The organism is Nocardia higoensis NBRC 100133 (assembly GCF_000308595.1).
Classification (GTDB): domain Bacteria; phylum Actinomycetota; class Actinomycetes; order Mycobacteriales; family Mycobacteriaceae; genus Nocardia; species Nocardia higoensis.
In genome coordinates, this window is the sequence record NZ_BAGA01000128.1 from 1 (window position 1) to 20769 (window position 20769).

2 protein-coding genes are annotated in these 20769 nt (G+C 70.7%); both read right to left on the minus strand.

The window, feature by feature from the left end; genetic code table 11:
- On the minus strand, window positions 1-19560 hold a 19560-nt coding region (locus ON26_RS23315; protein ID WP_040798565.1), incomplete at its 3' end, for a non-ribosomal peptide synthetase.
- A gap of 353 nt (window positions 19561-19913) precedes the next feature.
- A complete protein-coding gene (gene cobM, locus ON26_RS23320) occupies window positions 19914-20678 on the minus strand; it encodes a precorrin-4 C(11)-methyltransferase (protein ID WP_040798569.1) in 765 nt (254 codons plus the stop codon).
- Window positions 20679-20769: the final 91 nt, after the last annotated feature.

A 20769-nucleotide genomic window follows, 5' to 3' on the forward strand; every position in this document is an offset into this window, starting at 1 on the left:
GATCACCGCGCCGACGGTGGCGGCGATGCCCGCGCGGTCGATGCCCGCGGGCAGTTCCAGCGCCAGCGTCTGGTTGAACCGCCCGAACGCACCGGGCCGTTCGGCCATGAACCGCACCACCGGGGTCAGCGGCATCTCGCCGACCCCGCCACCGGCCGGCTCGGCCAGCTTCGCCACCGTGGCCGCGCCGACCTCCGCGGTCTCGGCGACCGCGGCCAGACCGGCGACGGTCTTCTGCTCGAAGACGTGACGCGGGGTGAACACGACGCCGCGCGCCTTGGCCCGCGAGACCAGCTGGATGGAGACGATGGAGTCGCCGCCCAAGGCGAAGAACGAATCGTCCACGCCGACCCGCTGCACGCCGAGCACCTCGGCGAAGACCTCGGCGATGATCTGCTCGACCGGCGTGCGGGCGGCGCGGAAGACGACCTCGGCCGCGAACACCGGCTCCGGCAGCGCCTTGCGGTCCAGCTTGCCGACCGGGGTCAGCGGCACCCGGTCCATCACCATGATCGACGAGGGCACCATGTAGGCGGGCAGACGCTGTTCGACGTGCGCGGTCAGCGCCGCGACATCGATCGACCGTCCCGGCACGGCAACGACATACGAGACGAGCACGGTCGCGCCCGCGGCGTTCTCGTGGCCGAGGGTGGCCGCGAAGTCGACGGTCTCGTGCGAGGCCAGCGCCGCGTCGATCTCGCCGAGCTCGATGCGGAAACCACGCACCTTGACCTGGAAGTCGGAGCGGCCCACGTACTGCACCTCGCCGGTGCGGGTCCAGCGGACCACGTCACCGGTGCGGTACATGCGCGCGCCGGGCTCGAACGGATCGGCGACGAAACGATCGGCGGTCAGGCCGGGGCGGGCGTGGTAGCCGCGCGCCAGCTGGATGCCCGACAGATACAACTCACCCGCGACGCCCACCGGAACCGGCCGCAGCCGGTTGTCCAGGATCAGCGAGCGCATGCCGCGGATCGGACCGCCGATGGTCACCAGCTCGCCGGGGGTCAGGGCGGCGCTGATGTTGGTCATGATGGTGGTCTCGGTGGGGCCGTAACCGTTGTGGAAGGCCCTGATCCGATCGGAATCGCCCAGCGGGACAGCCCACTTCGCGACCAGCTCCGGCGGGCACGCCTCGCCGCCCGCGACCAGCACCCTCAGGGTGTCCAAGCCGGCCGGGTCGAAGGTGGCCAGCGCGGCCGGGGTGATGAAGGCGTGCGTGACGCGCTCGCGGCGGATCAGCTCGGACAGCTCCTCGCCGCCGTAGACGCCCGGCGGCACCACGACCAGCGCACCGCCGGCGCCGAGCGCCAGCAGCAGCTCGAGAATCGAGGCGTCGAAGCTGGGCGAGGCGAAATGCAGTGCGCGGGTATTGGAATCGATGTCGTAGCGCTGCACCTGCTCGGCCCGGAAGTTGGCCAGGCCGGCGTGGGTGACCACGACGCCCTTGGGCATACCGGTGGAGCCGGAGGTGTAGATGACGTAGGCCGGCTGATCCGGGCGGGTCGGGCGCACCCGGTCCGCGTCGGTGATCGGGCCGCCGTCGAAGGCGCTCAGATCGAGGTCGTCGAGTACCAGCCAGCGGGTCGAGTCGGGCAGGCCGTCGAGCACCGAGGCCACGGTCAGGCCGATCGGCGAACCGGAGTCGGTGACCATGTGCGCGATGCGCTCGGGCGGATAGTTCGGGTCCACCGGCACGAAGGCCGCACCGGTCTTGGACACCGCCCAGGCGGCGAACACCGAATCGGCCGAACGCGGCACGCCGACGGCCACCAGGTCCTCGGCGCCGATGCCCTCGGCGATGAGCAGCCGGGCCAGCCGGTTGGAGCGCTCGTCGAGCTCGCCGTAGGACAGAGTTGTCCCCTCGAACACGACCGCGGGCGCGGCCGGATCGTGCGCGGCGGCCTCGGCCAGCAGCTCGGGCAGGGTCTGCGCCGGCACGGCGGGCGCGCCGGTGCGGGCGATCAGATCGGCCTGCTCGGCCTCGTCGAGCACGTCGATCGCGCCGACGGCGGTGGTCGGGTCGGCGGCGATCGCGGTGAGCACGCGCTCCCAGCGGCGCACGATCTGCTCGGCGGTGTCGGCGTCGAACAGTTCGGTGGCGTAGGTCATCGCCAGGGTCATCGCGCCCGCGCCGGACTCGACAGCGGCGGATTCGCCGGTGGCCGAGCCGTTTTCCGAGAGCGTGAACTGCAGGTCGAAGCGCGCGACGTTCTCTTCGAGGTCCAGCGCGGACACCGAGAGGCCGGGCAGTTCCAGCGTGGTGCGGTCCAGGTTCTGGAAGGCCAGCATCACCTGGAACAGCGGGTTGCGGGCCTGCGAGCGCTCGGGAGCGAGCAGTTCCACCAGCCGCTCGAACGGGACGTCGGCATTGCCGTAGGCGTCCAGGTCGGCGCGGCGCACCCGCTCGAGCAGGTCGGTGAAGGACTCGTTCTCGACCACGAGGGTGCGCAGCACCAGCGTGTTGACGAACATGCCGACCAGGTCGTCGAGCGCGGCCTCACCGCGACCGGCGATCGGGGTGCCGACGGTGATGTCCTCGGAACCCGACAGCCGGGCCAGCAACACGGCCAGCGCGGAGTGCACGACCATGAACAGCGAGGCGCCGTGCGCGCGGGCCACCTTGTCCAGCGCCGACATCAGGTCGGCGGGCAGTTCGGTGGTCAGCGTGGCGCCGCGATGGGAGGCCACCGCGGGACGCGGGCGATCGGTGGGCAGGGTCAGCTCGTCGGCGATGTCCGCCAAGGCATCCTGCCAGTGCGCCACCTGACGCGCCATCAGCGAATCCGGGTCGGACTCGTCGCCGAGGGTCTCACGCTGCCAGAGCGCGAAGTCGGCGTACTGCACCGGCAGCGGCGCCCAGCCGGGCACGCTGTCCTGGGTGCGCGCGGTGTAGGCGGTCATCACGTCGCGGGTCAGCGGCCCCATGGAGAAGCCGTCGGCCGCGATGTGGTGGACGACCACGACGAGCACGTGCTCGGTCGTGGACTCGCCGTCCGCGGCGGCGACCGCGAAGAGCCTGCTGCGCAGCGGAACCTCTTCGGCCACATCGAAACCGGCGCCGACGAACTCGGTCACCGCCTCGACCAGCCGATCCGCGCCCACCGTCACCGGCCGCAGGTCGATGTCGATCTGCTCGGCCGGGACGACGACCTGCACCGGGGTGCCGCCGTGCTCGGGGTAGCGGGTGCGCAGCGACTCGTGCCTGCGCACCACGTCGGCCAGCGCCAGGCGCAGCGCGGCCACGTCCAGCTCGCCGGTCAGGCGGATGGCGATGGGCAGGTTGTAGGTCGCCGAGGAGGTGTCGTACTTGTTCAGGAACCACATGCGCTGCTGCGCGTAGGACAGCGGCACCAGCTCGCCGGGGGTGCGCGGACGCGCGGTCAGCGCGACCGCGGCGCGGCCGCCGGTGTGCGATTCCACCCGCGCGGCCAGCGCTTCCACGGTGGAGGCCTCGAACAGCGTCCGCACGGGCACCGTGGTGCCCAGCGCCGCGCCGATCCGGGCGGCGACCCGGGTGGCGATCAGCGAGTTGCCGCCCAGGTCGAAGAAGTCGTCGTCGACGCCGACGCGCGGCAGGTCCAGCACCTCGGCGAAGACCGCGGCCACGGCTTCCTGCACCGGGGTGACCGGCGCGCGGAACGCCTTGGCCTGCGCCGCGGGCGCGGGCAGCGAGCGACGGTCCAGCTTGCCGTTGACGGTGAGCGGGATCCACTCGAGCCGCACCAGCGCCGAGGGCACCATGTACGAGGGCAGCATGTCACCGGCGCCGGCGCGGACGGCGTCCAGATCCGGGGTGACGCCCGGCTCGGCCACCACGTAGGCGACGATGCGCTGATCGCCCGGCTGGTCCTCGCGCACGATGACCGCCGCCTGGGCGATACCGGGCTGGGCCAGCACGGCCGATTCGATCTCACCGAGCTCGATACGGAAGCCGCGGACCTTCACCTGATCGTCGGCGCGGCCCAGGTACTCGAGTTCGCCCGCGCGGTTCCAGCGCGCCACGTCACCGGTGCGGTACAGCCGCTCACCCGCGGCCAGCGGGTTCGCGACGAACCGGACCGCCGACAGGTCGGGACGGCCCAGGTAGCCGCGGGCCAGCTGCGGGCCCGCCACATAGATCTCGCCCGCCACACCGACCGGCACCGGCCGCAGCCGGTTGTCGAGCACGTAGAGCTTCAGACCGGCGATCGCCCGGCCGACGATGCTGCCGGACGCGCCCGCGATGGTCGCGGCGTCCAGGGCACGGTAGGACACGTGCACCGTGGTCTCGGTGATGCCGTACATGTTGACCAGCAGCGGCGACGAATCACCGTGGCGGGCAACCCAATCCGACAGGCGGCGCAGCTCCAGCGCCTCACCGCCGAACACCACGTACCGCAGCGCGAGCGGCGCGGCGCCCGGCGCGGCGGTGCGATCGGCTTCGGCCAGCTGGTAGAACGCCGACGGGGTCTGGTTGAGCACCGTCACCCGCTCGGCGCGCAACAGCTCCAGGAACTGCTCCGGCGAACGCGAGGTGTAGTAGTCGACGACGACCACGGTGCCGCCGAACAGCAGCGGACCCCACAGCTCCCACACCGAGAAGTCGAAGGCGTAGGAGTGGAACAACGTCCACACGTCGTCGGGGCCGAAACCGAAGTCGCGGTCGGTGTTGGCCATCAGCCGCACCACATTGCGGTGCGCGACCGCCACGCCCTTGGGGCGGCCGGTCGAACCCGAGGTGTAGATGACATAGGCGACGTTGTCCGGCGACAGCGGCGCGGTGCGATCGGCGTCGGTGATCGACGCGTCGTCGGCGTCCTCCATGTCGCCGGTCTCCACGCCGTAGCCGTCGACCTCGACCACGGGCAGGCCCGCGGGGATCTCGACCTCGACGGTGGAGTCCAGCACGACGCCGGTCGGTCGTGAATCCGAGAGCACGTAGGCGATGCGGTCGGCCGGATAGGTCGGATCGACCGGCACGTATCCCGCGCCGGTCTTGACGACCGCGAGCAGCGCGATCACCAGGTCCAGCGAGCGCGGCAGGATCACCGCGACCAGCGACTCCGGTCCGGCGCCGTCCTCGATCAGCCTGCGCGCCAGCACATTGGCGCGGCGATCCAGCTCGGCGTAGGTCAGCGAGTCCGCGCCGAAGCGGCCCGCGACCCGGTCCGGGTGGGCGGCGACCATCTCGTCGAACAGCGAGACCAGGGTCGCATCGGCGAAGCGGCTCGCTCCGCCGTCCTCGCCCGCCGAGACCCAGCGCTGCGACAGATCGAGCCGCTCGGCCTCGCCGAGCAGGTCGATATCGCCGACGACGGCGGTCGCGTCCTCGGCGACGCCGCGCAGGATCCGCACCAGGCGGTCGGCGAAGGAGGCGACCGTCTCCGGGTCGAACAGCTCGCTCGCGTAGTTCCACGACAGCGACAGTGCGCCGTCGGTGCCTTCACCCACGGTCAGCTGGATGTCGAATTTCGCGGTGCCCGCGTCGAAGTCGACGATGTCGAGATCCAGACCGGGCAGCGAGATGGTGCCTGCCTCGTTGGCCGAAGCCGCCTCGAAGGTCAGGCCCACCTGGAACAGCGGGTGGTGGGCCTGCGAACGGGCCGGGCTGAGCACGTCGACCAGCTGCTCGAACGGCACGTCGGCGTGCGCGAAGGCGGCCAGGTCGGTGCGGCGCACCTGCTCGAGCAGTTCGCTGAACTTCGTGCCCGGCTCGACCCGGCTGCGCAGCACCAGGGTGTTGACGAACATGCCGACGATCTCGTCGAGCGCGCGTTCGCCGCGACCGGCGATCGGGGTGCCGATCGCGATGTCGGTGCTGTTGGACAGGCGCGCGGCCCAGGTGGCCAGCGCCGCGTGCACGACCATGAACAGGGTCACGCCGTGCGCGCGGGCCACCTCGTTCAGCGCGCGGTGCAGCTCGGCGTCGACCGAGAAATGGTGCAGGCCACCGGCATTGGAGGCGATCTCCGGACGCGGCCGGTCGGCGGGCAGCTCGATCTGATCGGGCAGATCGGCCAGCTGCTTCGTCCAGTAGGTCAGCTGCGCCGCGGCGACCGACTCCGGATCGCTCTCGCTGCCGAGGACAGACCTCTGCCACAGCGTGTAGTCGGCGTACTGCACCTCGAGCGGCGCCCAGTTCGGGGCCTCGCCGCGGGTGCGCTCGGTGTAGGCCACCACGATGTCGCGCAGCAGCGGGCGCAGCGAGAAGCCGTCGGCGCTGATGTGGTGCATGACCAGCACCAGCAGATTGCTGCGCTGGTCCAGGGTGAGCAGGGTCGCGCGGAAGGCGATCTCGGCGGTCACGTCGAAGTGCGTGCTCGCCAGTTCCACCACGCGCCGCGGCGCGTCGGCCGCGGGCACCCACTCGGTGACCAGGTCCACCCGCGCCTCGTCGGCGGGCAGCACCCGCTGGTAGCCCTCGCCGTCCACCTCGGGGTAGATGGTGCGCAGGGTCTCGTGGCGGGCCACCACATCGCGGATCGCCGCGCTCAGCGCCACCGCGTCGAGCTCACCGGTCAGCCGGACCGCGACCGGGATGTTGTTGACCGCGGTGCGGTTGTCGAAGCGGTTGAGGAACCACATCCGCTGCTGGGCCGGCGAGAGCGGCACCAGCTCGACGGTTTCGCCGTCGGCCAGGGTGACCGGCTCGGGACGCGGCTGCGCGGTCAGCGCGGGCTTGGCTGCGCCACCCGCCGATGCGGATTCGATCTTGGCGGCCAGCGCCGCGACGGTGGAGGCCTCGAACAGGGTGCGCAGCGGGATGTGGGTGTCCAGCGCGGCGCCGAGGCGGGCCGCCAGCTGGGTGGCGACCAGCGAGTTACCGCCCAGGACGAAGAAGTCGTCGTCCAGGCCGACTCGCTCCAGGCCGAGGACCTCGCCGAAGGCGCTGGCCACGATCTGCTGCACCGGGGTGACGGGGGCCTGGAAGGTCTTGGCCTCGAAGACGGGCTCGGGCAGCGCCTTGCGGTCGAGCTTGCCGGAGGCGTTGAGCGGGAAGGCGTCGAGCACCACGAACGCGGCGGGCACCATGTAGGCCGGAAGCTGTTCGGCCAGCGCCGTCTTCACCTTGTCCACCACGACCGTGAAGTTCGGCTCGGCGATCAGGTAGGCCACCAGCTGGTCGCCGGTGCGCTCGTCGTTGCGGACCACGACGACCGACTGGGAGATCTGCGCCAGCGCGGTGAGCGCGGACTCGATCTCGCCGAGCTCGATGCGCTGACCGCGTAGCTTGACCTGGAAGTCGGTGCGGCCCAGGTACTCCAGTTCGCCGGCCGGGGTCCAGGCCACCAGGTCGCCGGTGCGGTACATGCGCGCGCCGTCCGCGAACGGGTCGGCGACGAAACGCTCGGTGGTCAGATCGGGGCGGGTGACATAGCCGTAGGCCAGCTGCGCGCCGGCCAGGTACAGCTCGCCGGGCACGCCCACCGGAACCGGTCGCAGACGCGAATCCAGCACGTACACCTGGGTGTTGAAGACCGGGGCGCCGATCGGCACGGTCACCGTGTCGGCGTCGGTGACCTCGTGGAAGGTCACCTCGACCGCCGCCTCGGTCGGACCGTACAGGTTGTGCAGGCGAGCACCGGTCAGCTCGCGCAGACGCTGCGCGGTGACCGCGGGCAGGCCCTCGCCGGAGGCGAAGACGTTGCGCAGGCCGGTGCACTCGGCCGCGCGCGGCTCGGTCACGAACAGCGACATCATCGACGGCACGAAGTGCGCGGTGGTGATGTGCTCGTCGATGATCAGCTGCGCCAGGTAGGCCGGATCACGATGGCCGTCCGGGCGGGCGATCACCAGGCGGGCGCCGACCTGCAACGGCCAGAAGAACTCCCACACCGACACGTCGAAGGTGGCCGGGGTCTTCTGCAACACCACGTCGTCGGCGGCCAGCCCGTACTGGGCGTGACCCCAGACCAGGCGATTGACGATCGCGGCGTGGCTGACCGCCACACCCTTCGGGCGGCCGGTCGAACCGGAGGTGAAGATGACGTAGGCGGTGTTACCGGTGCGCAGCGGCCGGTGCCGGTCGGCATCGGTCAGCGGTGCGTCGGAGTAGCCGGACAGGTCGAGCTGGTCGATGCGGACCTGACGCGAGAGCGTCACGTCGAGGTCGGAACCGGAGGTCAGCACACAGACCGGTCCCGCGGTCTCGAGGATGTGCTCGATGCGCTCGGCCGGGTTGTCGGGATCCAGCGGCACGTACGCGCCACCCGCCGCGCTGATCGCGTACATGCCGACCAGCAGATCCAGCGAACGCCGGATGCCGAGGCCGACATACGATTCCGGGCCGACGCCGTTGTCCTTGAGCCAGCGGGCCAGGCGATGCACCCGGCTCGCGAACTCGGCGTAGGACAGACTCGTCCCCTCGAAGGTCAGCGCGATCGCGTCGGGAGTGCGCGCGACCTGTGCCTCGAACATGGCGACCAGGGTCGCCGCGGAGTCGACCACCGGCGCGGTGAGCGCGGCGTCGACCGCGAATTCGGTGTCGTTCCACCGGCGGACGACGAGCTCGCGCTCGGCGGCGTCGAGCAGTTCCAGATCGCCCACCGGCGTGCGCGGCGCGGCCGCGATGCCGCGCAGCACGCGCAGGAAGCGGGCGGCGAAGGCGTCGGCGTACTCGGCGTCGAACAGGTCGGTGGCGTAGACCAGCTCGGCGTCCATCTCGGCATCGGCGCCGGGGATCTCGCTGAGCGTCAGCTGCAGGTCGAACTTGGCCGTCGGCGGGTCGATGCCCAGCTCCTCGACGGTCAGATCGGGTAGCTCCAGCGAGGTGCGGCCGAGGTTCTGGAACGACAGCATCACCTGGAACAGCGGATGCCGCGCCTGCGAGCGGGCCGGGTTGAGCACCTCGACGAGCCGCTCGAACGGCACGTCGGCGTGCGCGAAGGCCTGCAGATCTCGCTCGCGGACCTGCGCGAGCAGATCGGTGAACGGCGTGGCGGTGTCGACCTGGGTGCGCAGCACCAGGGTGTTGACGAACATGCCGACCAGATCGTCGAGCGCCTGCTCGCCGCGACCGGCCACCGGGATGCCGATGGCGATGTCCTCGGCGCCGGACAGCCGCGACAGCAGCGTGGCGAAGGCGCCGTGCACGACCATGAACAGCGTGGTGCCGCCCGCGTGCGCGACCTGGTTCAGCTCGTCGATCAGTGCGCCGGGCACCCGGAAGCGGTGCGTGCCCGCCTGGTAGCTCGCGACCGTCGGGCGCGGCTTGTTGACCAGGCGCAGCTCCTCGGGCAGGTCGGCCAGCGCGGTGCGCCAGTAGTCGAGCTGCTCGGAGATCAGCGAGGTGCGGTCGTCCTCGTCGCCGAGGGTTTCGCGCTGCCACAGCGCGAAATCGATGTACTGCACGGCCAGCGGCTGCCAGCCCGGCTCGGTGTTGCCGGTGCGGGCGACGTAGGCGGTCATCAGGTCGCGCACCAGCGGCCGCATGGAGAAACCGTCGGCGGCGATGTGGTGCACCACCAGCGCCAGCACGTAGTCGCGCTCGCCGAGTTCGTGGATACGCAGGCGCACCGGCGGCTCGGCGGTCACGTCGAAGCCGGCGTTGACGAATTCGTAGAGCTTGCCGAGCAGTTCGGGCTCGTCGACCTCGACCACGTCGAGTTCGGGAATGGCCCGCGCGGCGGGCAGCACCCGCTGGTAGGCCACGCCGTCGTGGGACGGGTACACGGTGCGCAGCGTCTCGTGCCGCGCGATCACGTCGGCGACCGCGCCGCGCAGCGCGGCCAGATCGAGCAGGCCGCGCAGCCGCACCACGGCCGGGATGTTGTAGGTGCTCGCCGCCCCGGCCGACTCCGGGCCGGTGTCGAAGCGGTTGAGGAACCACATGCGCTGCTGGGCCAGCGACAGCGGCGGATACTCGGGCCGCTGCCCCGCCGCCGTGAGCGCTTGGCGCACACCGGTTCCGGCGTGCGATTCGACCCGCGCGGCCAGCCCGCCGACGGTCGGCGCCTCGAACAGCGCGCGCACACCGATCTCGGTGTTCAGCGCCTTGCTCAGCCGGGCGGCGACCTGGGTGGCGACCAGGGAGTTGCCGCCGAGGCCGAAGAAGTCGTCGTCCACGCCCACGCGCTCGACGCCGAGCAGGTCGGCGAAGATGTCGGCGACGATCTCCTCGATCGGGGTGGCCGGGGCACGGAAGGTCTTGGCCTCGAAGACCGGCGCGGGCAGCGCCTTGCGGTCCAGCTTGCCCGAGGCGTTGACCGGGAATTCGTCGAGCACGACGATCGCCGCGGGCACCATGTAGCCGGGCAGGCTCGCGACCAGCCCCGACTTCACCGTGTCGACCACGAGCGGGGTTTCCTGGTCGGCCACCACGTAGCCGACCAGCTGATCACCCGCGTGCGGATCGGTGCGCACGACCACGACCGACTGCGCGACGCCGGGCTGGGCCAGCAGCGCCGCCTCGATCTCGCCGAGCTCGATGCGCAGGCCGCGCAGCTTCACCTGGAAGTCGGTGCGGCCCAGGTACTCCAGCTCCCCGGCGGCGTTCCAGCGCACCAGGTCGCCCGTGCGGTACATGCGCTCACCGGCGGCGCCGTAGGGATTGGCGACGAACCGGTCGGCGGTCAGATCGCTGCGCCCCAGGTAGCCCAGGGCGAGCTGATCGCCCGCCAGATACAGCTCACCCGCGACACCCGGTGCGACGGGGTGCAGGCGCGCGTCGAGCACGAAGACCTCGGTGTTCCACACCGGACGGCCGATCGGCACCGCGACCGTGTCGGCCTCGGTGACCTCGTGATAGGTCACGTCGACGGCGGCCTCGGTCGGGCCGTACAGGTTGTGCAGCCGGGCGCCGGTCAGCTCGCGCAGCCGCTGCGCGGTGGGCGCGGGCAGGGCCTCACCGGAGGCGAAGACCTGCCGCAGGCGCAGGTCCAGCAGCGACGAGTCGCCGCTGTCACCGTGGCCGACAGTGCTGTCGCTGCCGAGGGTGGAAACGAACACCGACAGCATCGACGGCACGAAGTGCGCGGTGGTGATGCCCTGCTCGGCGATGATCTGCGCCAGATACACCGGGTCGCGATGTCCGTCGGGCTTGGCCACGACCAGGCGCGCGCCGGTTTGCAGAGGCCAGAAGAACTCCCACACCGACACGTCGAAGGTGGCCGGGGTCTTCTGCAGCACGGCGTCGGTGGCATCGATCGGGTACTGCGCCTGCATCCACAGCAGACGGTTCACGATCGCGGCGTGGCTGACCGCCACGCCCTTCGGACGACCGGTCGAGCCGGAGGTGAAGATGACGTAGGCGGTATTGCCCGGCTGCGCGATCGACTCGGCGATCGGGGCCTCGTCGCCCCCGGCGAGCAGGTCCTCGACATACTGCGCCGGGACGGCGCCGACCACGTCGGCGAACCCGTCGCGACGGGTGGTGAGCACCAGCGCGGGCGCGGCGGTGTCCAGGATGTGCTTGATGCGGTCGCCCGGCTGATCCGGGTCGAGCGGCACGTACGCGCCGCCTGCGGCCAGCACCGCGTACATGGCCACGACCAGCTCGGTGGAGCGGCGAATGCCCAGCGCCACCAGCGATTCCGGGCCGACGCCCGCGGCGGTCAGCCGGCCCGCGACACGGTTCACCCGCGCGCTCAGCTCGGCGTAGGTGAGCGACTCGTCGGCGTAGACCAGCGCGACCGCGTCCGGTGTCGCCTCGACCTGGGCGCGGAACAGCGACACCAGCGTGTGCGAGGGCACCTCGTGGGCGGTGTCGTTCCAGCCGGTGAGCACCTGGGCCTGTTCCTCGGCGGCCAGCAGGTCGATGTCGCCGATCGGCACGTCCGGGTCGGCGATGACCGCGGCCAGCACCCGGTCCAGCCTGCGCGCGAACGCCGCGACCGTCGACTCCTCGAAAAGGTCCAGCGCGTAGGAGAACTCGGCCGACATGCCGGCCAGCTCGCCGCGCTCGTCGTGGGCCTCCTGCAGGGTCAGCTGCAGGTCGAACTTGGCCAGCCCGGCGTCGTAGTCGATGCCGCTGACCGACAGGCCGGGCAGTTGCAGGCTGGCCTGCTTGGTGTTCTGGAACGCCAGCATCACCTGGAACAGCGGATGGCGCGCCTGCGAACGGGCCGGGTTGAGCACTTCGACGAGCCGCTCGAACGGCACGTCGGCGTGCGCGAAGGCCTGCAGGTCGGTCTCGCGGGCCTGGTCGAGCAGATCGGCGAAGCTCGCCGAGCCGGACACGTCCGTGCGCAGCACCAGTGTGTTGACGAACATGCCGATCAGGTCGTCGAGCGCGGCCTCACCGCGACCGGCGACCGGGGTGCCGATGGCGATGTCGGAGGTGCCCGACAGCCGGGCCAGCAGCACCGCCAGCGCGCTGTGCATGACCATGAACAGCGAGGCGTTGTAGCGCCTGCCCAGCTCGACCAAGGCGTTCTGGGTCTCGCCGGAGATCACGAACGGGTAGGTGCCGCCACGATAGGAGGCGGCCGCCGGACGCGGATGATCCGCGGGCAGCACCAATTCGTCGGGCAGGTCGGCGAGCTGACGCGCCCAGTACTGGATCTGGCTCGAGATCAGCGACTGCGGATCGGATTCGGAGCCGAGCACCTCACGCTGCCACAGCGCGTAGTCGGCGTACTGAACCGGCAGTTCGGTCCAGGCGGGGGCCTCCCACGAGGTGCGCGCCGCGTAGGCGAGCATCACGTCGCGGGCCAGCGGCACCATCGACCAGCCGTCCGCGGAGATGTGGTGCACGACCATGCCGAGCACGAACTCCGAGTCGTTGATCTCGAACAGGCGCGCGTGCAGCGGGACTTCACTGGTGACGTCGAAGGCCACCGAAGCCAGGTCGACCAGGTGGTCGATCAGCGTGTCCTCGGTGACGCGGTACGGGGTCAGGTCGGGCACGATCTGCGCGGCGTCGAGCACCACCTGGACCGGGCCGTTCTCGGTCTCCGGGAACACCGTGCGCAGCGACTCGTGCCGGTCGATCACGTCGATGACCGCGACCTGCAGCGCGGCGATGTCCAGATCGCCGGACAGCCGCATGGCGACCGGGATGTTGTAGGCGACATTGGATCCGTCGAACCGGTTGAGGAACCACATGCGCTGCTGCGACAGCGACAGCGGCACCTGCTCCGGACGGTCCTTGGCCACCAGCGCCTTACGCGCGCCGTCACCGGCCTGGCTCTCCACCCGGGCCGCGAGCGCGGCCACGGTGGAGGCCTCGAACAGCATCCGCACCGGCACCCTGGTGTCCAGGGCGATGCCGAGCCGGGAGGCCACCTGGGTGGCGATCAGCGAGTTGCCGCCCAGATCGAAGAAGTCGTCGTCCACGCCGACCCGCGGCAGGCCGAGTACCTCGCCGAAGATCTGCGCGACGATCTCCTCGATCGGCGTCGTCGGGGCGCGGAACTCGCGCACCTCGAACACCGGCGCGGGCAGCGCCCTGCGGTCGAGCTTGCCGGAGGCGTTGAGCGGGAACTCCGCCAGCGCCATCACGACCGAAGGCACCATGTAGGCGGGCAGCCTGCGGCGCAGCGCGGTCTTGACGTCCTCGGTGTCGATCTCGTCCGGGTCGGTACCGGCGCCGACCACGTAGGCGACCAGCTGATCGCCGGCCACGGTGTCGATGACCAGCACCGCGGCCTGGGTGATCACGTCCTGTTCGAGCAGCGCGGACTCGATCTCGCCGAGTTCGATGCGCTGACCGCGGAACTTCACCTGGAAGTCGGTGCGGCCGATGTATTCGAGCACACCAGTGCCCGCGACACCCGAACTGCGGATGTCGGCGACGACGGAGCCGGAACCGTTGTGCGGGTTGCGGTTCCAGCGCACCAGATCGCCGGTGCGGTAGAGCCGCTCGCCGGGCGCGCCGAACGGGTCGGCGACGAAGCGCTCGGCGGTCAGATCGGGACGGCCCAGGTAGCCGCGCGCGATCTGCGCGCCACCCAGATAGAGCTCACCCGCGACACCGGCGGGAACCGGGCGCAGCGCCTCGTCGAGCACGTAGGCGCGCGCGTTCCACACCGGGCGGCCGATCGGCACCGAGGAGGCGTTGGCGCCGACCCGCCACGAGGTGGCGTTGACGGTGAACTCGGTGGGGCCGTAGAGGTTGAGCACGGTGGCCGGGCTGAGCCTGCGGAACAGCGCGACCGTGGCGGGCGTGAGCGCCTCGCCACCGACGAAAACCGCACGCAGCGACGTGCATTCGGCGGCAGGCGCGGTGGCGGCGAAGACCGAGAGCAGCGACGGCACGAACGAGGTCATGGTGACCTGGTGCCGCCAGATCACCTCGGACTGGTACAGCGGGTCGCGATGCCCGTCGGGCGCGGCGATGATCATCTCCGCGCCGACCATCAGGGTGGCGAACAGCTCCCACACCGAGGCGTCGAAGGTGAACGGCGTCTTGTGCAGCACCACATCGGTCTCGTCGATGCCGCTCTCGGCGATCTTCCAGGCCATCTGGTTCAGCAGCGCGGCATGGCTGACCGCCACACCCTTCGGCCTGCCGGTGGAACCGGAGGTGTAGAGCACGTAGGCGGTGTTCTCCGGCCGCAGCAGCCCGCGCCGCTCACCGGCGGCGATCGGGGCGGCGTCGTAGGAGTCCAGCTCGACGGTGTCGACGTGGACGACCGGGCAGTCGTCGCTGTGTACCTCGTCGCCGGTGGTCGTCAGCAGGACCACCGGGCGGGCGCCCGCCAGCACGTATTCGGTGCGTTCGGCCGGGTGATCCGGATCGATCGGCACGTAGCCGCCACCGGCGGCGACCGTCGCGTACACCGCCACCAACATGTCGATGGAGCGGCGGATGCCGACCGCGACCAGTTGGTCGGGTCCGACACCGAGCTCGATCAGCTTGCGCGCCAGTCGATTCACCCGCGCGGAGAACTCCGCGTAGGTCAGCTCGCCCGCCGGTCCGAACTCGCCGTCGGAGCGCTCGCCCGGATCGAAGACCAGCGCGGTGGCGTCGGCGCGCCTGCGGGCGGTCTCGTCGAACAGCTCGAGTACCGTGGTGGCCGCGGGCACCTCGTGCGCGGTGCGGTTCCACTCGGTGAGCACGCGCTGCTGCTCGGCCGCTTCCATGATCTCGATATCGCGCACGGCGACATCGGCCGAGGCGGCGACGGCGCGCAGCACGCGCAGGAAGCGACGATTGAACTCGTCGACGGTGCTGTCGTCGAACAGGTCGGTGGCATAGGAGAGCACCGCGGCGATGCCCGCGGGCTCGCCCGCGCTCGAGCGCTGCTCGGTCAGCGTCCACAGCAGGTCGAACTTCGCGATCGGCACCTCGACCTCGGCGGCACTCACCGTCAGGCCGGGCAGTTCCAGTGTGCCGTGCGCCATCTCCTGGAACGACAGCATCACCTGGAACAGCGGGTGGCGCGCCTGCGAACGGGTCGGGTTGAGCACCTCGACGAGCCGCTCGAACGGCACGTCGGCGTGCGCGAACGCCTGCAGGTCGGTTTCCCTGGTGCGGGCGAGGAATTCGGTGAACGGCCGGCCACCGTCGACATCCGAGCGCAGCACCAGGGTGTTGACGAACATGCCGATCAGATCGTCGAGCGCCTGCTCGCCGCGGCCGGCGATCGGGGTGCCGATGGCCACGTCAGCGCTGCCGGACAGCCTGCCCATGAGCACGGCCAGCGCGGCGTGCAGCACCATGAAGAGGCTGACGCCCTGCGCGCGGGCCAGCGCGACCAGCTCGGCGTGCAGCTGCGGATCGATCTCGAAATGCGTGGTCGCGCCGCGGAAGCTCTGTACCGGCGGCCGCGGGCGATCGGTGGGCAGCTCGATCTGGTCCGGCAGACCGGCCAGCGCGCGCTGCCAATAGGCGATCTGGCGCGCGGCCATCGACTCCGGATCGGATTCGGAGCCGAGCAGTTCGCGCTGCCAGACGCTGTAGTCCTGATACTGCACCGGCAGCGGTGCCCACTGCGGCGCCTCGCCCATGGCGCGCGCCAGGTAGGCCGCGGCCACGTCGCGCGAGAGCGGCCCGAAGGAGAAGCCGTCGGCCGCGATGTGGTGCACCACGAAGGCGACCGCGTGATCGGGGGTCCCGTTGGTGGAGCCGCCGGTGACGGTGAAGATCCGCACCCGGATCGGCAGCTCACGCGAGACGTCGAAGCCGGTGGCCGCGAATTCGGCCAGCACCGCGGGCAATTCGCTCTCGTCGATGGCCTGCACGGCGACCGCGAGATTGATCTCGTCGTCCGGGACGACCTGCTGGTAACCGCCGTCCCCGGACTCCGGGAAGATCGTGCGCAGCGACTCCTGCCGCGCCATAACATCGTTGAGCGCCGCCTTCAGCGCGTCGATGTCGACATTGCCGCGCAGGCGGACCACGAACGGCAGGTTGTAGGTCGGCGCCGCCGGGTCGAACTGGTTGATGAACCACATGCGCTGCTGCGCGGGCGAGAGCGGCACCCGATCCGGCAGCTCCCTGGCGACCAGCGGCGGACGCGCTTCCTCGGTGGCCGAGGCGCTCTCGGCGCGCGCGGCCAGCCCCGCCACCGTCGGGGTCTCGAACAGCGTGCGCACACCCACGCGGGTGCCGAACGCCGCGCCGACGCGGGCGACGACCTGGGTGGCGACCAGCGAGTTACCGCCGAGATCGAAGAAGTTGTCGTCGATGCCGACCCGCTCCTGGCTGAGCACGTCGGCGAAGATGTTCGCCACGATCTGCTCGGCGTGGGTGCGCGGCGCGCGATAGCCGGCGTCGGTGGCGAACACCGGTTCCGGCAGCGCCTTGCGATCCAGCTTGCCCGAGGTGTTCAGCGGGAACGCCTCGAGGACCATCACCGAGGCGGGCACCATGTAGCTGGGCAGCTGATCGGAGGCGAACCGGATCAGCTCGGCCGGGTCGATGCTCTGGCCGGGCGCGGGCACCACATAGGCGACCAGCTGCTGACCGGTAGCGGTGTCGACCACGAGCACCGCGGACTGGCTGACCGTGGGATGAGCCAGCGTGACGGTCTCGATCTCGCCGAGCTCGATGCGCTGACCACGGAACTTCACCTGGAAGTCGGTACGGCCGATGTATTCCAGCGTGCCCGCGGTGTTCCAGCGCACCAGGTCGCCGGTGCGGTACATCCGCGAGCCGTCCGGCCCGTACGGATTGGCGACGAAACGGTCCGAGGTCAGATCGGGCCTGCCGCGGTAGCCGCGCGCGAGCTGGCGTCCGCCCAGGTAGAGCTCGCCCGGCACGCCGATCGCGGCCGGACGCAACCGCGAATCCAGCACGTAGACATCGACATTCCACTCGGGAATGCCGATCGGCACGGTCACGGTGTCGGCCGGGGTGGCCTCCCAGTAGGTCACCGATACCGCGGCCTCGGTGGGGCCGTACAGGTTGTGCAGGCCCGCGGCCTGCCCGTCGGTGCCGCCGGTGAGGGCGCGGAACTGCGCGGCCGTCTCCGGGGGCAGCGCCTCACCGATGACGAACACCGCGCGCAGGCTGCGCACCTGCTCGGCGGTGGCATGCGAGACGAACACCGTCAGCATGGACGGCACGAAGTCGGTGACCGTCACCTGGTGCCGGTCGATCATGTCGGCGACGTACAGCGGGTCGCGATGGCCGTCGGGCGAGGCGACGACCAGCTTCGCGCCAACCATCAGCGGCAGGAAGTAACCCCACAGCGACACGTCGAAGGTGGTCGCGGTCTTCTGCAGGTAGACGTCGTCCTCGGTGAGCCGGTACTCGTCGAGCATCCACAGCTGCTGGTTGACGATCGCGTGATGGGTGACCGCGACGCCCTTGGGTCGGCCGGTCGAGCCCGAGGTGTAGATGACGTAGGCGGTGTTGTCCGCCCGCAGGGGACGCAGCCGCTCCACGTCGGTCACCGGTGCGGCGGCGTAGCGGGCCACGTCCAGGGTGTCGATCTCGACGCGGCGCACGGTGTCCGGCAGTTCCAGTTCGTCGCCGGAGACCGTCAGCACGCACACCGGGTCGGCGCTGTCGAGGATGTAGGCGGTGCGATCGGCCGGATGATCCGGGTCGATCGGCACGTACGCGCCACCGGCGGCCAGCACGGCGTGCATGCCGATCACCAGGTCCAGCGAGCGGCGCATGCCCAGCGCCACCAGCGACTCCGGGCCGACGCCGTCGTCGATGAGGTACCTGGCCAGCCGGTTGACCCGTGCGGCGAACGCGCCGTAGGTCAGCGTCTCGCCCTCGAAATCCAGCGCGACGCGATCCGGGGTGCGCAGCATCTGCGCGTCCAGCAGCGCGGTGAGGGTGGTCTCCGGCACGTCGGCGGCGGAGTCGTTCCACTCGACCAGCGCGCGTTCGCGCTCGACCTCGCCGACGACCGGCAGGTCCCACACGAGAGCGTCGGCCTCGGCGGTCAGGAAGCGGTCGAAGAACTCCAGGAAACGGCCGTGATGGGCGGCTGCCTCGGCGTCGGAGTAGAGGTTCGGGTTGGTCTCGAAGTCGATGTGCGAACGGCTGCCCGCCACCGACTGGTAGAAGTTGACGCCCAGATCCTCGATGCTGCCGGTGGACAGCACGTTGAACTGCCCGTCGGTGTGGCCCAGGGTCACCTCGTTGCGGAACAACATGATGTTGACCCACGGACCGAAGAACTCCGTGGTCACCACACCATCGCCCGCGGCGTCGCGGCGGATGTCCTCGTGGCGGTAGCGCTGGTGACGCAGCGCTCCGGAGACGGCCAGGCGCACCTGCTCGAGCAGGTCGGCCACGGTCGTCTCGTGGGCGACGCGCAGGCGCAACGGCACGATGTTCGACACCGCGCCGCCGGAACGGCGCATGGCCGCGGTGGTGCGCGCGGTGACCGGCAGGCTGAGGATGACGTCCTCGGCGGCGGTCATCTGCGCGAGGTAGCCGGCGAAGGCGGCGATCAGCAGTCCGGCCGGGGAGTTGTCGTACCGGGCGATCGCCTCGGCCAGCCGGGCCTCCTGCTCGGGGGCGAGCGCGGCGCTGGTGACGCTGTTCGCCGCGGCGGGCGGGGCGGAACGGCCGGCGAGGCTGGAGCCCTCCTCCAGGCCCGCGACCCGCTCGGCCCAGTAGTCCTTGTCGCTCCGGAAGCGGGAGCTGTCGCGGTAGGCCAGCTCGGACTCGTAGAGCGCACGCAGATCGGTGGCCTTGGACGGGGCGGCCTCCCTGCCGGTGACCAGCGCCGTGTAGTGCTCGGCGATGCGGTTCATGAAGGTCATCGCACCGAGGCCGTCGAGCACGATGTGATGGGCGCGCGAGTACCAGTACCAGCGGTCCTCGGCCAGCTGCAGCGCGGCCGCGCGGATCAGGCGGTCTTCGACGATGTCGAGCGGGCGGCTGTATTCGGCGCGCATCCACTCGGCGGCGGCCGCCGCCGGATCCTCGGCATCGCGCAGGTCGACGTATTCGAGAGTGGCGTCGAGGCTCGGGTCGACGGTCTGCAGCGGCTCACCGTCGCGCTCGACGATCCGGACGAAGCCCGAGCCCATCTCCAGGCCCGCGGCCGCGCAGGCACGCTCCAGCGCGTCGAGATCCAGTTCACCCCGGATGTCGACGTACTGTGCGATATTGATCGGCACCTGCGGATCGACGTGCTGGGCGTACCAGATACCCAGCTGCGCGGGCGACAGTGGGAAGTACTCGCCACGTGCTTCGCCGTTCCCGCCGAAATCCAGCCGGTCCAACCGTAACCTCGCTTCCGGAACACCACATTGAGCGCTCCCCGACGACACCCGGACGCCGACCCCACGTCTGCGATCGTGGCGCCTGCGTCCCGTGCTTGTAGTTCTCGAATACTGATCGTTCTAGAAATGTTCAGGCAAAGAAGTTCACTGGCACTATCTGTCCACGGCCGCCCTCGTTACATAGGCCTGACTGTGCCATCTACCCACCGACCGGCCGAGCCGGGACGTTCGCTGCTGATCACCGGGCCAATCTACCGTCGCGGCAGCCACCCGACCAACCAAGCCCCATAGCCGGAAGGCATTATGCCTGGCAGCGTCGGTCATGTCGGCCACGATCACCCGTGTTGCGGACATCACACGCCCGACTGCTCCGGATGTCGCTCGCGGGCAGGGTCATAGAGATGTGAGGTGGTGCAGGTGATGACCGGGCCGAGGGCGCGTCCGACCAGAATCACGGCGGCCTGTCGCAGGCCCGCGGCCTCCACCTGCCCGGCGATATCAACCAGCGTCCCGCGCAGGACGAGCTGCTCGGGCTGCGAGGCCCGATAGACGACTGCGGCCGGGCAGTCGGGGCCGTAATGCGCCGCCAGTTCTTCGGCCAGGACGCGGGCGCGGGTGACGGCCAGATGCAGGACCAATGTCGCCCCGGTGCGGGCGAACTCGCTCAGGGCCTCCGACTCCGGCATGGCGGTGGAACGCTTCTGCGTGCGGGTCAGCACGACGGACTGGACGACCTCGGGCACGGTGAGCTCGGTCCCGAGCAGGGCCGCGGCCGCGGCGTAGGCAGGCACGCCGGGGGTGACATCCCACGGGACGCCGTGCGCGTCGAGGCGGCGGGTCTGCTCGGTGAGCGCGGAGTAGAGGGAAGGATCACCCGAGCAGAGCCTGGCGACGTCCTTGCCTTCGCGATGCGCGGCGACCAGGTGCTCGGTGATCCGGTCCAGGTCGAGATGCTGGGTGTCGATCAGCTGCGCGCCGGGGGCGCAGTGGGCCAGCACTTCGGGGTCGAGATAGGTGCCCGCATAGAGGCAGACGGGCGATTCGCGCAACAGGGTGACCGCACGCACGGTCAGCAGATCGGCCGCGCCCGGCCCGGCCCCGATGAAATGCACGGTCATGACCGTGAGTCTGTCACGGTCATGGATGCGCCGTCGGCACGCCTGCACGGCCGAAGCCCGCAGCGCCACGAGTCGGTGATGTCGCGCTCAC

Coding starts and splice junctions, on each gene's coding strand:
- cobM (WP_040798569.1), bottom strand. CDS start 20,678: ATGACCGTGCATTTCATCGGGGCCGGGCCGGGCGCGGCCGATCTGCTG.